13 protein-coding genes are annotated in these 14,819 nt (G+C 37.8%); 1 reads left to right on the top strand and 12 read right to left on the bottom strand.

What is annotated here, in order from left to right:
• Nucleotides 1–131: 131 nt before the first annotated feature.
• The 4 genes from phoA to I3B46_RS02840 all read right to left on the bottom strand — a co-directional run bounded on the left by phoA (nt 132) and on the right by I3B46_RS02840 (nt 5,489).
• The gene (gene phoA, locus I3B46_RS02855) at nt 132–1,571 is read right to left on the bottom strand and encodes an alkaline phosphatase (protein WP_061064676.1); all 1,440 of its coding nucleotides are present in this window, start codon (nt 1,569–1,571) and stop codon (nt 132–134) included.
• Nucleotides 1,572–1,772: 201 nt separating this feature from the next.
• A complete protein-coding gene (locus tag I3B46_RS02850) occupies nt 1,773–3,359 on the bottom strand; it encodes an alpha/beta hydrolase-fold protein (protein ID WP_231405920.1) in 1,587 nt (528 codons plus the stop codon).
• Nucleotides 3,360–3,415: 56 nt separating this feature from the next.
• Complete coding sequence (locus tag I3B46_RS02845; protein ID WP_169342126.1) at nt 3,416–4,021, bottom strand: DUF3156 family protein; 606 nt, start codon at nt 4,019–4,021, stop codon at nt 3,416–3,418.
• On the bottom strand, nt 3,996–5,489 hold the full coding sequence (locus I3B46_RS02840; RefSeq protein ID WP_004926576.1) for an APC family permease: 1,494 nt from the start codon (nt 5,487–5,489) through the stop codon (nt 3,996–3,998). The genes I3B46_RS02845 and I3B46_RS02840 overlap by 26 nt, the downstream gene beginning before the upstream one ends.
• Before the next feature lie 398 nt (nt 5,490–5,887).
• On the opposite strand from I3B46_RS02840, the gene I3B46_RS02835 reads away from it, so the two are divergent.
• On the top strand, nt 5,888–6,559 hold the full coding sequence (locus I3B46_RS02835; RefSeq protein WP_014656840.1) for a LuxR C-terminal-related transcriptional regulator: 672 nt from the start codon (nt 5,888–5,890) through the stop codon (nt 6,557–6,559).
• A gap of 239 nt (nt 6,560–6,798) precedes the next feature.
• Here I3B46_RS02835 and I3B46_RS02830 read toward each other — a convergent pair whose 3' ends face one another.
• The 8 genes from I3B46_RS02830 to I3B46_RS02795 form a co-directional block, all read right to left on the bottom strand.
• Nucleotides 6,799–7,569, bottom strand: coding sequence for an N-acetylmuramoyl-L-alanine amidase (locus I3B46_RS02830; protein WP_076914514.1), 771 nt, complete (start codon nt 7,567–7,569; stop codon nt 6,799–6,801).
• A 140-nt stretch (nt 7,570–7,709) separates the two neighbouring features.
• A complete protein-coding gene (locus tag I3B46_RS02825) occupies nt 7,710–8,507 on the bottom strand; it encodes a methylenetetrahydrofolate reductase (protein ID WP_036941938.1) in 798 nt (265 codons plus the stop codon).
• Nucleotides 8,508–9,107: 600 nt separating this feature from the next.
• Nucleotides 9,108–10,133, bottom strand: a complete 1,026-nt coding sequence (locus I3B46_RS02820; protein WP_004926562.1) for a PapG chaperone-binding domain-containing protein — start codon at nt 10,131–10,133, stop codon at nt 9,108–9,110.
• Nucleotides 10,134–10,148: 15 nt separating this feature from the next.
• Nucleotides 10,149–10,682, bottom strand: coding sequence for a fimbrial protein (locus tag I3B46_RS02815; protein ID WP_004926558.1), 534 nt, complete (start codon nt 10,680–10,682; stop codon nt 10,149–10,151).
• A gap of 14 nt (nt 10,683–10,696) precedes the next feature.
• Nucleotides 10,697–11,197 carry a fimbrial protein gene (locus I3B46_RS02810; RefSeq protein WP_004926555.1) on the bottom strand — a complete coding sequence of 167 codons (501 nt, stop codon included), beginning with the start codon at nt 11,195–11,197 and terminating at the stop codon, nt 10,697–10,699.
• Nucleotides 11,190–11,588, bottom strand: coding sequence for a hypothetical protein (locus I3B46_RS02805; protein ID WP_036941941.1), 399 nt, complete (start codon nt 11,586–11,588; stop codon nt 11,190–11,192). The genes I3B46_RS02810 and I3B46_RS02805 overlap by 8 nt, the downstream gene beginning before the upstream one ends.
• A 28-nt stretch (nt 11,589–11,616) precedes the next feature.
• The gene (locus I3B46_RS02800) at nt 11,617–12,324 is read right to left on the bottom strand and encodes a fimbrial biogenesis chaperone (RefSeq protein ID WP_004926549.1); all 708 of its coding nucleotides are present in this window, start codon (nt 12,322–12,324) and stop codon (nt 11,617–11,619) included.
• 9 nt (nt 12,325–12,333) lie between these two features.
• Nucleotides 12,334–14,808, bottom strand: a complete 2,475-nt coding sequence (locus I3B46_RS02795; protein ID WP_163761907.1) for a fimbria/pilus outer membrane usher protein — start codon at nt 14,806–14,808, stop codon at nt 12,334–12,336.
• Nucleotides 14,809–14,819: the final 11 nt, after the last annotated feature.

Below are 14,819 nucleotides of genomic sequence, written 5' to 3'. Positions count from 1 at the left end.
TATACCTGAATCGCTGAGTTAACGCAAAAAAGTTAATGTAAGAGAGCGTAAATAGCGGGAGGTTAAAAAGAGGGGGCAATAAAAAATCCTCCGCAATCTCCTATCGCAGAGGATTCCACTTACAGGTTGGTTTATTGTTTCAATCCCATGGCATCGCGCATGGTAAAGAACAAATCGGTTTGGTCAGTTAACCCCATGACGTTAGCGGCATGTGGGCCATACGCTGCAACGCGTAACTGTGCGCCGGTGTGCTCTTGTGAATCTTCTTCTTCAGAGTTACCGTAGTTAACCACCATGACGGAACCATCTTTTGTGATCAATGCTTGTGTTAACCCAGTAGACTTGGTTCCTTCAGGGATAATTTGGCTGGAGTGCGCGTGGTCAGCAGTGACAATCACCAATGTATCACCGTGTTTTTTCGCAAACTCTAAGCCAACTTGTACGGCCTCATCCAAAGCTACCGTCTCACCAATTTGGCCACATGGATTAGCCATATGATCTTGTTTATCAATCGAAGCACTTTCAACTTGCAAGAAGAAACCATTCGGGTTGACTTGCAACAGATCGATTGCTTTTTGTGTCATTTGAGCCAATGTCGGTGCATTTGGATCTAGCTTAGCGTTCGGTTTGCACTCAAGCGGTGGATTATTGATATTGCCATAATGCGTTGCTTTAGGACCTTCCCAAGCAACCGCCATATTGCCATCATGGAATAGGCCTAAAACAGGTTTATCTTGGTTTGCAACAGTAACCGCATCTAAGGATTTCGCATCACGCACGATATTGAAACCACGCTCCTTTGCTTGCTCCTCTAGCGTTTTACCTTTGTACTCACCGGCTTTCGCCACTTGTTTAAAGCTTTTCGCACCGCCACCTAATGTAACATCAGCACGGGTAACCAGCAGTTGCTCAGAGATTGAACCACGACCGCCATTCTCTAAGGCATTGCTCGCACATTTTGCGGAGGTTTCTTCTGGCCCATAACATTTACGCGCTGTGACATGGGAAAATTGCGCGGCTGGGGTCGCATCTTGAATTTCAGAGGTCGTCACGTTACCTGTCGCTTTACCATGGCGCTTAGCGATTTCAAGTAAGGTTTCATGGTCTTTATCAAACACATCAACACCTAAAGCACCGTTATAGGTTTTCACGCCAGAAGACCAAGCTGTCGCTGAAGCGGCTGAATCTGTTACGTAATCAGGTTTTTTCGTTTTTTTATCTAATGCGTAGTGAGTATATTGACCAGTAATAGGTAATGCGTCGATACCTTTAAAGAAACCGCCTGCCCCTTCTGCATAATTACGTGCTACCGTAATTTCAGAGTCGCCCATACCATCACCAATAAACAGAATGACGTTTTTCGCCTGCCCATTATGGAGCGCCGCTTTCATAATATCGGTTTGCTCTTGTGCTAGTCGACGAGCACCGCCAAATTTAGTGATATCACCTTGTGCTGCGCGATTTTGTGAAACCGCATCTGTCGGCGTTGCCGCATATACAGGGATAGCACTACCAAAAATCATTGTACTTACAGCAACAGCTAAAATCGATTTCATGCAATGACCTGTCATAACCATTTCCTTGCCAATAATAAAAAGAAATTAAATATGTAATTGCTTCAAATAATGACAGGCATGCTAATTGAGTCAGATGACAGTTGCATGACGCTTTTATGTCGAAAAAAAGATCATTGTCATTAAGAATAAAAAAAGCAGCCTAACAACACGGTGGCTGCTTCCATTATTGTTTTTCTTTGGGTCAATTAAATGACACTATTGTTTCGGTGGTTCCGCCATTAAGTAACGAGTTCCTGTATAGAGCGTTTCACACCAAGAGACATAATCATGTCCACTTGGTAGCTCAGTCGCTTCCACCTGATAACCTTTATGCTTCAATACATCCAATAATCGATAATGATTTTGAATGATACCGCCCCAACTACCACGTTGCTCAAATAGCCCCGCTTCAAGGTAAAAACGCAATGGTTTTTTCGACATCTGCTCTATTTCGCGGATCAGCCACTCAGGCTCTTTTCCTTTAGGCGCCCACCAATAAGAGCCTGACATACTAAGTACATTGCCGAATAATTCAGGATGTGAGAGGGCGTTCCAAGTCGCACCTAATCCTCCATAACTCGATCCGGCAATAATGGTTGACTGTGCAGGTGCTTGGATACCTTTTGTTGTTAAGACAGGCATCAGCTCTTTTGACAGCATCTTCGGAAAATCAGGATTTGGTGGTAACTCGACGTTGCGGCGCTCGGAGCTAATGCTATCAAGGAACACCACATACATTGGTGGTATTGCGCCCTCCGACATCCACTTATCAAAAAAGTCAGCCATTTTGTAAGTATGCAAGTAGGTTTGCCCATCTAATAATACCAACACCGATGGCTTACTCATTGCGACCGCAGGGCGATACAGATAAATCTGCCTATCATTATTTAACAGGTTACTGTGAAAATTAAATGATTCTAAGCGGCCTTTACGTTGGTGCCCCTCAATCTTGGCAAAGTCGCATTGACGTTTTTCTGGCGCTAATGACAATAATGAAAAGCGATTATAGCGATCCGTCGCAAATGACGGGATCCCATGCGCATTGAATGGATCGGCTTGTGCCGTCGCCAAAATCGCTTTGCGTTGTGCGAACCCACCTTCTGTCACTTTCGGCACATCAGGGGCGATTTTATATTGTGACAAAGTGTCTTTCGGAACGATAAAAGTGCGATACCAGATATCCGTATTCGGGATATGGGCCATGGTTTCATGATTCCCTGAAGGCGCACCTAAAATATAAGCATTAGCGGTTGCACCACGCCATAAAAAAGTGACCTTCTTTTGTCCTTTTTTATACTCTTCAACTAAGGGGGTTCCCTGTGCTTTTACCTCTCGCCAAAAAGCGTCTGTCGTTTTCTCTTGTTTATGTGCATCAAGTAAAGCTTGTAATTTAGGGCTATCAATTTTATGTTCCGCTTCAATCGCTAATGGTTGATAGTCAGTTAAATTAAATTTGAGATGCCAAGGCTGCTCCGGTGCACCTTGTAAATTGAGGTAATATTGCCCCTGCTTGGGCACAATATAAGAGACAGAATGCGGCTCTGTTTGTGGTAAATGTTGTACTAACACGCGAATGGGTTGCTTATCATTCCCTGAAAGCACAGCTTCTGAAATACCATCCCCCTCTTGGCGAATGTACTGTTTATTTGAGATTTCAACCAGCAAACAGCTATGACCTTCGCTATTATGAATCCCCTCAATAGAAGGAGATAATTCATCCAAGCGAATACAATCTGGAACGGCTGCCATAGCTGCCGATGAAAGTAAGATACAGCCTAATAACGGTAACGATTTCACATCCATTTCCATTGAGAAAGAGTTTCAATAGCAAACATTACTATCAAATTAACATTTCAAACTCAATGATTATCATAATGTTTTTCCATAAATTGCTGGAATAATTGCAATGCACTTAATAGGCGGTGCCTTTGTTCTGGAGTTAAACGTAAATAACGGCGGATTGCTGGCATTCGACACACCATCTCGGAAGCGGTAAAAGGCTCTATTTCACAATGCCAAACCCCATCTTTGATCACTAAGTGAAAATAATTAAAGTCTAACTCTTCAAGTGTTTGAGCAATAATGGGGTACTCTTTCAATAAATTAACGACGGCTTGCCCTTCTTCATCCTTCGAGATGAAATGAACATGTTTTTGCTTTAAGCTCCCGCGGGTTTTCACCGTAATTTTTGCATTGATAGCTGAACCACAGCGCCCTGTCACAGAAAAACGGCTAAATACAATAAACGCCATAAATAAGGTTTTAACACGTTCAGTCACTCGAATAGTCAATGACGCCTGCGGGTGTATTAGGAGCTCCCCTGGAGCTCCCCATTCACATTGATACGGTAAAATATCACGCTCTACCCTATTCAAGGTTAACCCTTGTTGATAACCTGCTGGCAACCGTTTTTTATTTAAACGCTGCCAAATGTTGCCCTTAGGCGAGGTTGCGTAGTGGCTCAATTTTCACCCCCTTCAACTCTTCCTCAGTAAAGGTGCTTGATAGCACTTGCTCAACTGGAACAGGTTTAAATGGATTTACTTTCTGCACAAAGACAGTCCAAATTAAAGCGTAACTTGCTGTCAGACTTAACATAATAATAAAAGGAATGTAGACATCAGACTTATTCATTCCCGGCGGCGTAATATAAATAATCGCCAAGATAATGCCGACACTAGAAATAATTTGTGGAAGCGGGAAAAACGGTGAACGATAAGCGCGATGTAAATCAGGACGACGAATACGTAATAGAATAACCGAGATAGTCACCAACAAATACGCCGTTCCCCAAGAACATACTGCCGCTAAAACTAATGGAATGATCCGGTCTAAATCACCTTGGATCGCGAAAGTATGTAGGCAAGGGATCATCACCGCCACAAAAATACCAAATACTGGTGTTTTAAAACGTGGATGCAGGTAAGCAAAGATGCGAGGTAATGCGCCATCAAGAGCCATACCATAAAGGATCCGTGGCACCGCCGCCATCAATGTGTTAATCGTTGCACCACCCGCTAATAACAGCGCAATACCAATCCAATATTTACCAATATCCCCAAACACTTGCCCCGCGAAAGCAGGGATCGCCATTGGTGTTTCTAACAAGCTAACATTGTTCGCAGGATCAACAATGATGTTTTCAACTTGGTGTGTCATTGAAGCACCAAATAAGAACATACAAAAAGCAACACCACACAACCCCGTTGCCATGGCGCGAGGAATAACTTTTGCTGAATTTTTAATTTCAGGGGCCATCGGTGTGACCAATTCACAACCGACAAACATAAACATCGCCATCCCCACAAAGCTTAACACGAGTGTTGGGTCTGAAATATTTAATCCAAGACCAAACCAGCCTTCAGCTGATGCATGGAATGGCATTAATAATCCGGCAATACCAAATATGACTAAAGTACTCCACATCGCAAACGTGAGCACCACTTCCACTTTACTGAAAGCTTCGATACCAAAGGCATTGAGTAGGCCGAATGTGATCACTAAGCCAACCCCAACCATCCAAGAAGTATTACTGGTTTCCATCACGGTATTGAGACTTTCAAAGTTTACCAATGCCATGATACCCGACAGAATTGTCTCCGCCGTTCCTGCAAACACATGCACAATCAAATAGGCTGATAATGCCCCCGTAATTGCCCAAAAACGCCCCATACCACATGAAATATAATCATAGACAGAACCTGATGTTGGCAAAATCGCCGCTGCTTCAGAGAATGTCGTCAACTGAGCTTGCATCATGATAAAACTCAGCAGTACGGCTAACGCAAAAGTATCACCGCCGATCCCGAAACCGCTTGTCACCGTCAAGATGACAGGGCTTGCCATAATTACACCCACAGAGCTAGCTAGGGTCGTTGGAAACCCTACTTTCCCCTTTTCAATATGTGAGGTTAATTTTGAGGATATATTCATTTTGCTTCCCTCTCTTTCTCAGAACACAGTCATGATTGTGAATTTTTTGTAAAAATAGAGTGACTGCATTGCCACTATAGAAATAAGCATAATCTTGCCGCTATCGTCCTAAAGGACGATACCCATAGGGGGAGGGAATAAAGGGGATAGCCGCGAAAAGTACCGGATAAATTGCAAAAAAAACAAATAATACATTAAAAATCAACAAATAACAGACAACTAGATTATTAATATGTTAATAAAGTAGTAACGAAAGATACAGATTGGCGAATTGAGTGAGTTGGCTTATCACCGATGAAGTTTAAATATTGTAATCAAGCTCACGTTATTAACATGTTTATTTTATGTTAACAGGAATTAGTTGCATGATAATGATTGGACCCACTACGGAAGGTAATATGATGAAGACACCCCCTTTGTGCTACCACCAGCGAACATTAATCAACTGTTGCTTGAACACAATTGCTCATATTATTCCTGTTTCGGCATCCGTTTATTACTTGGTGGATGATTTTTGGCAGCCTGATAACCATGTGCTCTATGGTATTAGCTCACGTATGCATCAAGATTATTTAAAGCATTTTTATCAGTTAGATCCGTTACACCCCGATAAATTCCGAGGTGATGATTTACGATTAGTCAGAATGGCACCTGACATGAAACAACAAAGCCAAGAGTTTTATAACGACTTTATGAGGCCAAATAATATTACAGATATGGCAGAGATTTTTATCCGTCGTAAAAACAAGATCATCGCAGGGATCTCCGTATTGCGGGATGCTCCCTTTCAACAACAAGAAGTTATGCGGCTTAACGCGATTTTACCTATTGCTGAATTAATGACTTTTGACATTTTGCCTGATTCTCTGGTTTCTTATACCCCGAAGGAGCAAGAGATCATTCACTTAGTCCGAGAAGGCGCAAGCAATAAACGTATCGCTTTGCAACTTGGGGTCTCACTGTCTACGGTGAAAACCCATTTACGCAATATTTTTACTAAGGCGAATGTCAGCAACCGCACAGAACTGGTTTCATCCGGTTTTATTATTCGCCAAGAAAAGATGCTGTGAGTGCTTAGACACAGCCCTTAATAAATTCATGGAAAAACCAATATATTTGATTCATTAACCATATAATTATTTGTTTATTTAATAATACAACTGGGAGTAAATGCATTGGCAACGCCCCTATTACATTGCTCTCCAAATAGGATTGAACACCAATGCATTTCATTCTTAAATAAATACGTTCACTATCACACTCAATGAAGTATTAGGCAAAGTCCTATTATTCAACTAACGCAATTACATTAAGGGAAGTACTTTTCAACTAAGGCATAAATGATCGCAACCGTCTCAACATCCGCAATACCATCATAGTTTTCTGGTCTAAAGTGAAGCTGAAAAGCTCGAATTAACATTTTATAGCCATTATCTGTATTCGCTTTTGAAACGTCATACCCATAGCGTTTTAACTTCTCTAAAATTTCTGCTTTTTCTGGTAATCCCCCGTTATATTTCTGCATATAACAAGATTTAGTCGCCTCATCATACCAAGCCCCAATTCCTGCATCATAAAGTTGTTTCCAAGGAAACGCTGCACCGGGATCACTTTTACGCCCATCAGGTGCAATATCCGCATGTCCGACAATATTGGTAGGAATAATATCAGGGTAACGTTCGATAATATTTAATGCTAATTGTTTGATTGCTTCAATTTGCACTTCATTATATGGCGGAAAAAGAAAATTCCCGTTGTTATCTTGAGCTTCATTGACAATTTCAATACCTATCGAAGTATCGTTCAAGTTAGTTCTACCAGCCCATGCACTCACGCCTGCATGCCAAGCTCTTTCATTTTCATCAACTAAATTAAAGACTCTCATCCCCTTAAACCCAGCATCTGTATACATTTTATCTGTTGGATCGGGAACTAAATAATGAGCACTTACAGCGGCATTTCCTGATAATGCATTAACTGAACCTTGAAAATTCAAAGCAGTGTAATGCATGACTAAAAACCTTACTCTACGATTAAAACCTTTTATTGAACGGTACGCATTGTAATCGACTTTTAACATTATCATGCCCTCATTGATACTGAATTAGCCTAACAAGGATAAAATTAAAACTGATTATCATCCCCTATTGTCGTTGGGATAAAACCAATATTAATTTCGCTGGAAAAAATAGTTCAATCTATCAGTGATATTCAGATGATTCATCTCAATTTATCAAATAGCTTTTTGACCATCTCTGCATTATTTAATGTAAAAAAATGCAATCGCTTGTTTTCTTTTATATACTCTCCGATGAGAAATTGAGTAAGCTGAATACCAAATGCCCTATGGTTATTAATATTACTCGGTCTTATGTGTTTCTTTATCCATAATGGATAATCGATCGCATTATTTTTAAAAAACGATTCGATAAAACTAAAGTTAAGCATAGGCATCATTGATATTGTGATAGGAATATCATTCCCCAATTGCTTTTTCATATAAGAAAATGCATTTTTATTCAAACATAATTGACTAATAAGCTCTGTAACGCCTAATTGCAATTTTTTTCTTAGCCAATCAATTTCTATTTCAGGTGTGATACTCTCTTTGTGATAATCAGGATAAATACTGGATTTTATCATCACTTCAGGGTATCTCCTCCGAATAAAATCAATAAGTTCTATGCCATAATTAAATGGGAGTTCCTCATCAAAACGGTGTCTATCCCCCCTAATGACAAACAATTCTGTTATATCATTCTTCAAATACTCTTCAATAATAAAACATAACTCACATTCATCTTTATTATTAATCGCAATATGAGGAACCACATTTACATGAGTAAGGTTCTTTAATTCACAACACGTATTATAGGTATCTCGCCATTCAGTTTTACCTATCTCAGTATTCACTGTATAGAATAAGGGCGTTAGCTCTTCAGTATTTTTTAGCAAATGTTCTAATGTATTATCTATTTTAGACATAGCACTGATTTCAAAGCTCAAGGCTGTTTCCATATACATACCCTCGCTCTCTAACATTTCGCCACTAAAGCTTCACTCATTCATTAATCATAAGTAACAGCATCCCAAAAAACAAAACAATCGAACATTTAAAATAGAGGACATCTTATACCTTTAATCATTTTATTAAACGTTTATAGATGACTTGAAACACGGTTCCTCAACTCACTATTCTATAGAGAAAACACTGAATTATTTTAATTTTATATTCAATAACTTTATCCTTTTATTTAAATTATAGTTCATCATAGGAGAACAACTAAAATACTTCAACAAACAAAATACGCATAAAACGAGTGGTATTTTTCTATCAACTCAGTCATGGCGCATATTCACGAACTCATCGAACAGACAGAATCAATCAATATTTAATTGATTACGAGGTTGATATAGGAAATCAAACGATTAATTTCATTATTATTGATGCTTATTATTTTGAGAATTAAAAATGGTGATAGTGAACTCAGAAGATGAAGAGAATCATAAAACAAAGCATATATTAACACGTATAATGACTCATTATGCGTGTTAATATCAATAAAAAATGGTAAAAATCAATCCATTGATTTTCACCATCACCAAACGTAATTCAAATTAAATATACTCAAAAATTAATACACCACCACCACTCATATTACCTACCGATGCATTAGCCCTATTTTTTCCTAATGTCATACCAATATCTAATGTTTTATTTGTAATGCCTTGTAAAGTGGTAATTAACTGTTTTTTATTATCCACGGATAGCTCACCATACCAACCCGATGACGTGTTACCTAAATCTAAACTAGTACGAGTTGGATTAGCACTATCAATTGGTTTTGATGGTCGGTAAGTCACTTTAATATTGCCTGGATGAGTGCAACTAACCGTTATTGTTTTAGTCAAATTTTTACCTTCTGCTAATGACTGAGGTAATGTACCAAAATTAAAATCTAATTGAGTTTTATCGACTCGACACGTATTCACCACCGTGACATAAAAGTTTAACCTTGCTGAGTTTTTAGGCTGGATTAGCGCAACAGAACTTAACCATTTACTAGGTACCTCCGGATTCCTTACCCCAAACAAAGTTGTATCCACTTGAATAATATGCGGTGTACTTCTAATCGGTAAATTTGTATTACTAATTAAAGTTACTGCCGTTTGCCCACTAAAAGCCATCGGTGTATAAGGTACTGAATTGCACGTTGCACGCCCGACATTACCTGCACTTTGACCTATTTTTGCGTATTGAGCATTAGGATATCCCGAAATTGATCCCAAAGATTGAGGTAAAACAATTCTAAAATCAAATGCCTTCCGCGTTACAGGATCAACATATCTCACTGTATTTGGTACGATAACATACTGCACGTTAATTGAATTAGGAGAACCACCATAAGGAGCACAGGCACGAGTCCCCCAAGCATATTCTGTCATTCTCCCGCCAGAGCTACTTAAAATGGCATTCAACGTTAAGTTTACACCATTAAAATTAGCCCCTGTCCAAGTTGTATTTGCGGTAAACTGAGTGCCATTATATCCCATGACAGTCCAATCATCAGGGTCTCCAGCGGAGCTAATATTTGAAAAAGCAAATAATACGACCGGTAGTAAAGAAAAAAATTTTTTCATCATAAGACCTAATTCAGATTATAAATAACTCATCAAAATAGCCACCGTACTGTCAAAGCTACCTTCAGTTAATAGTGATTTATCAGGTGTAATTAAAGATGCACGAAGAATAAATGAGCCTTCTAGCTCATTACTCCCAAAAGGGATCCACTTATTTAAATCAAGATTAGTATTTTCTTTTGTCAACGAAATTCCTAATCCCTCCTTTGATGTGCGTAATACATTATTACCTACCTGTGTATAAATGCCATATTTTGTCGGATATAAATATAAGCTCATCACTTTGTTAGCGGGTACTGAACTACCAGCGCAGTTATATTTAAGTTGAATATCTTGATAAGCAGTTCCACTCTCTACGTCAGAAAAATCAATGTTATCAAAGTTCACAAACAAGGGTGATTGATTATTATTGCCTAAAACGGTACAGACCGGAGCAACAATCGTTGCACTAATATTTATTCTGACATCTGCACGACCGCTATTAAAATCAGCGGCAAGACTCCAATTGGATAGAAACAATAATAATAAGAGTAACTGTCTTGTCTTTATCATATTATTTCCTCTTATTAATTATAATTAACCATAACACTTGCTGTGCCATGAATAGTGCCAGGTTTAGCGAAATCACCTTTAGTTAAAAATGCATTTAAAACTAATTCTGCTTTACTATCATTAGTAACCTGTACTTCTAAAGGTTGATTAAATGATATAGGCTCCCCACTCATGCTTTCTAGGCCGACAATGAGACCGGTTCCACCTTGCGTTTTCAAATAATCAACGCCATTTCGCCTATATACATTAGTAGAGTCTAATGAAATTTTTATAATCTTATTCATCAGTGTTGGCGTACAATTTTGAAATTCAATTGCAAATGATTTTTTATCCGAGATATTGCCACCGATTTCAATATAGCCTAATGAATAAGGTATGAATTGAACTGTTATATCTGATTGTTTAATTTCACACTTTTTATCAACTAAATTACCATTAAAATTAATAACCAATTCACTGGCAAAAGCGGGAGATACCATCAAGCTAAGTAATATGACCAGTATTTTTTTAATCATAATCTAGCTCCATAATCACTGCTCTACCCTTAATGTTTTTAGTCTGTAGATAAACATTATTTCTACCTGAGAATAGCTTCTGAGATGCCATCACTTGCTGATTACCTTCAAACACTTTCGCTTTTGCCTGTAATGGAATTTTTATATTATTATCATTAAACAAGCATTTATCTAACTCAATAAAAAAGAAACTTCCAACATATTCATTAGCTAAAATGACACACGGAGAGTACATTAAACTTATTTTAAAATTCAGTTTTCCACTTAATTCATTCATCTTCATTGCAGATGTCACATCATTCGAAGGAAAATAATTATTTTCCTCATACTGAGTGGCCATGCTACTAAATGAAATAAATAAAGTGTAAAACACTAAATAAAAATACTTCATTGCACTCTCACTTTGTTAGCTCTGAAATTTATTGTTTATCTGCTTTACAGACGGATGCATCACAGTTAAATGAAACTGTTGGCCTTCCGCCATAGTCGTTAATATAAGTAAGATAAGGCTTTTGAAAATGAGCAGTCTTGACTTGATAAGAACCAAAAGGTTCGATCATAAACGAATCAAAGGCACCATTTTCTGACTTATTTCTATCACCGGCTAAGCCTATCACGGTCAAATAAAAAGGTGATGTATTTTTAACCACATAACCATTACTGACAGATTGTAATTCTAAATCTAAAGCCCAATTGGTTTTTGCCTTATCTAAAATCGCCTCTGGGCGATAGAATAATTTAATTCTTGACTGTAATGCGACCTGCATAACATTCGGTTTATCACTTTTAGGCGGGATCTCTCTTAAATTAAAGTAATAAACAGACTCTCTATCTTTCGGTAACTGAGATACATCCGTCGTCGAGATTCGAATCATACTTTTTACGTTTGGTTCCAAACGTTGAACCAATGGTGTTGCAATTAACGGCCCTGTTGTTAATTTATTACCATCTTTATCATCAATCCAAGCCTGAGCTAAATAGGGCAAAGTATCACTTTGATTCTCAATATTAATAATAACTGGATTAGAGCTCCCTTCTACTATCGCTCTTGTTCTATCAAGAGAAACCGCGGCCATGCTGTTATGTGCTATAAATAATAGTGGAATTAACAATAACTTATATTTCATAAAAACTCTCTATTTCTCACAAATTAAAATAATTTGATTTACATTATCTAAGGTTGGTAAGGTCGTACTGCATTGTATTTTATTAGACCAGTTGATATTTAACTTTTCTTCTGATTGAACCGCTGTTAACCAAACTAATCCATTATCGCTTACAATCCCGACCTCTCTCCCTTTTTCATTTAATACCTGAGAACCAAATGGTGGTGACCCTGAGTTATCAGACATTTTAATCGTTGCAAATAATTTAAAACCTTTATCTGCACTTATTTTTCTATATCCAATAGCGCCTTCTGTTAAGGCGATATCATAAATTGTATTTGATGATTCAATATTATCTGGTAATTTACTCATATCCACATTGTAACTATTTTTATAATAGTTAGTCATGTTAGGAATAACGCCAATACCTAATCCATTCGTCACGGTTGTACCATTATTTAAAGGAACATCCGCGATATTATTTGTGTCTATCATTAACCTTGAGGCAGAAGAATATGATGAACTGTGTAAAGCTACACCATGTTGCGTCAATGTCACCCCACCATTGAGTCCTAAGCCTAAACTACTATCCCCTTTATCCGAGATAGACATATTACTATTGATAGATGCATAGCGTGTCGGTAAATCATACATTCCAGCAAGTGTACTTTGTTTTTTGGCATCTTTACCGTAGCTTGTCGATGCACTTATATTATAGTAGTCATTATCATCTGTTAAATTAGACACTGAAACACGCGAATTATAAGTATCGTTATATTTCATTGTATCAAAAGTATAAAACTGCTTACCAAATGGCACAGAAAGCATTAAGCTAATTTGGTCATCATATTTATTTTGATAATAACTTCTATTTGCTGATAATGTAATGCTTCCTCCCTGTAGTTTTAAGTAAGGAAGATTGATACTTTTACCTATATTAAGACCATATTGATGAGTTTGACCTCTATCCCAATATTGTTGCAATTGATAATTTAAGTTTATATTAAACTCACCTAAGCGCTTAGAAAGCGTTATTTGATAACGTTCTTTTTCGCTATCAACAACCCTATCATCTCTTAAATCTAAATATTGGGATAATGTATAGTATTTTCTATCAGTAAATCGATACCCTGCAAAAGTTAAGTCCATATCGTAGTCATCGAATGTTTTCGAGTAATTAACACTGTATGAGTTACCTGAAGGACTATCATGATCTAATTGTGCGAACGAACGCGTAATGTTCACAGAAAGTGCACCAAACCGATTCATAAAACGACCAACACCTAATGAAACCTGTTGATAGCCTTGGCTAATATCTGTTGCACCGTTTAACGACCAATTGTTATTTAAACCGTGAGAAGCCTCTGCTCTAAAAAAGAACACACCACGATATACCGAATGATCCATTTTTGTCGGTTGCCCCGCAGATACGTTATATCGCGTGGTGCCCGGACGCGTTAAATACGGAACATTCGAACTACTCACTGTAAATTGTTGTTCAGTACCATCCTGCTCAATAATTTTTACGTTAAGCTCACCACGAGTTCCACTGTTTAATGATTGAATCTTAAATGGTCCAGCAGGTACATTTCCATCGTGCAATACACGTCCGAGTTGTGTAATGACAACTCGCGCATTCGTTTTAGCTATACCTGTTATCTCTGGTGCATATCCACGTAACCTTGGTGGTAACATGGAATCATTAGTGAATAATGATAATCCTGTAAATTTAATTGGCTCTAAAATTTGTGAGGGGGTTGTACTCTCACCAATCACTAATTTAGAATCTAGCGCTTTTATATTTCTATATAAATAAATGGCATTAAATAAAAAATTACGTATTGTCGATGTTTTACCATTGGAATTTTGTCTTTGATAATTACCATAGTATTCACTACGTAGGCGCCATGCTCCCATATTGGCGCCAAGATATCCACTAATGGAAGCAATCTGATTCTTTAAGCTATCCCGATCACTATATTGATAGTTTGCATTATAGTCTAATAACAACCCACTGATACCTTCATCCCACAATGATTTCGGTAACCAGTTATTATCCATATATTCGAGATATAATTGTGGTATATTTAGCGTCACAGTGCCTTCGGATAAATTAGGGACAACACTGACCCCTTTTAATGCCGAAAAATCAATACACGCCCCATCATTCCAATAGGTTAATTGGTCAATATACTTTTCTTTAATACCTAAGCTATTAATGTATGACTTATCAATGCACACATCACTGACAGAGGCATCTGTACTATCACCAATAATTTGAATAGGAACTGTAGACTGCGTCAATTGAGTACTATTTATAATGATGTTAAAGAAATAAGTTCCCGGTAGAATGAAATTAGGATTTTTAAATCTTGAGACGTCAATGTTAGCTTTATCTTCGCTATCAAGTATATCGGTATTAAACTCTACAGCGTAAGACACTTTAGTCAAACAAAGCATCGATACCATGAATATCGTTATTTTTTCTTTTGTTGATAACATCATAAATACTCATT

This window comes from Providencia sp. 2.29, assembly GCF_015832305.1.
Classification (GTDB): Bacteria; Pseudomonadota; Gammaproteobacteria; order Enterobacterales; family Enterobacteriaceae; genus Providencia; species Providencia stuartii.
Note: the sequence above shows the minus strand (reverse complement) of the source record. Positions and strands in the feature narration are given on the sequence as shown.

Bases quoted from the DNA above. Each gene is read 5' to 3' on its own strand.
- phoA (WP_061064676.1), bottom strand. From the start codon at position 1,571: ATGACAGGTCATTGCATGAAATCGATTTTAGCTGTTGCTGTAAGTACA.
- I3B46_RS02850 (WP_231405920.1), bottom strand. From the start codon at position 3,359: ATGGATGTGAAATCGTTACCGTTATTAGGCTGTATCTTACTTTCATCG.
- I3B46_RS02840 (WP_004926576.1), bottom strand. From the start codon at position 5,489: ATGAATATATCCTCAAAATTAACCTCACATATTGAAAAGGGGAAAGTA.
- I3B46_RS02835 (WP_014656840.1), top strand. From the start codon at position 5,888: ATGATGAAGACACCCCCTTTGTGCTACCACCAGCGAACATTAATCAAC.
- I3B46_RS02830 (WP_076914514.1), bottom strand. From the start codon at position 7,569: ATGTTAAAAGTCGATTACAATGCGTACCGTTCAATAAAAGGTTTTAAT.
- I3B46_RS02825 (WP_036941938.1), bottom strand. From the start codon at position 8,507: ATGGAAACAGCCTTGAGCTTTGAAATCAGTGCTATGTCTAAAATAGAT.
- I3B46_RS02820 (WP_004926562.1), bottom strand. From the start codon at position 10,133: ATGATGAAAAAATTTTTTTCTTTACTACCGGTCGTATTATTTGCTTTT.
- I3B46_RS02815 (WP_004926558.1), bottom strand. From the start codon at position 10,682: ATGATAAAGACAAGACAGTTACTCTTATTATTATTGTTTCTATCCAAT.
- I3B46_RS02810 (WP_004926555.1), bottom strand. From the start codon at position 11,197: ATGATTAAAAAAATACTGGTCATATTACTTAGCTTGATGGTATCTCCC.
- I3B46_RS02805 (WP_036941941.1), bottom strand. From the start codon at position 11,588: ATGAAGTATTTTTATTTAGTGTTTTACACTTTATTTATTTCATTTAGT.
- I3B46_RS02800 (WP_004926549.1), bottom strand. From the start codon at position 12,324: ATGAAATATAAGTTATTGTTAATTCCACTATTATTTATAGCACATAAC.
- I3B46_RS02795 (WP_163761907.1), bottom strand. From the start codon at position 14,808: ATGATGTTATCAACAAAAGAAAAAATAACGATATTCATGGTATCGATG.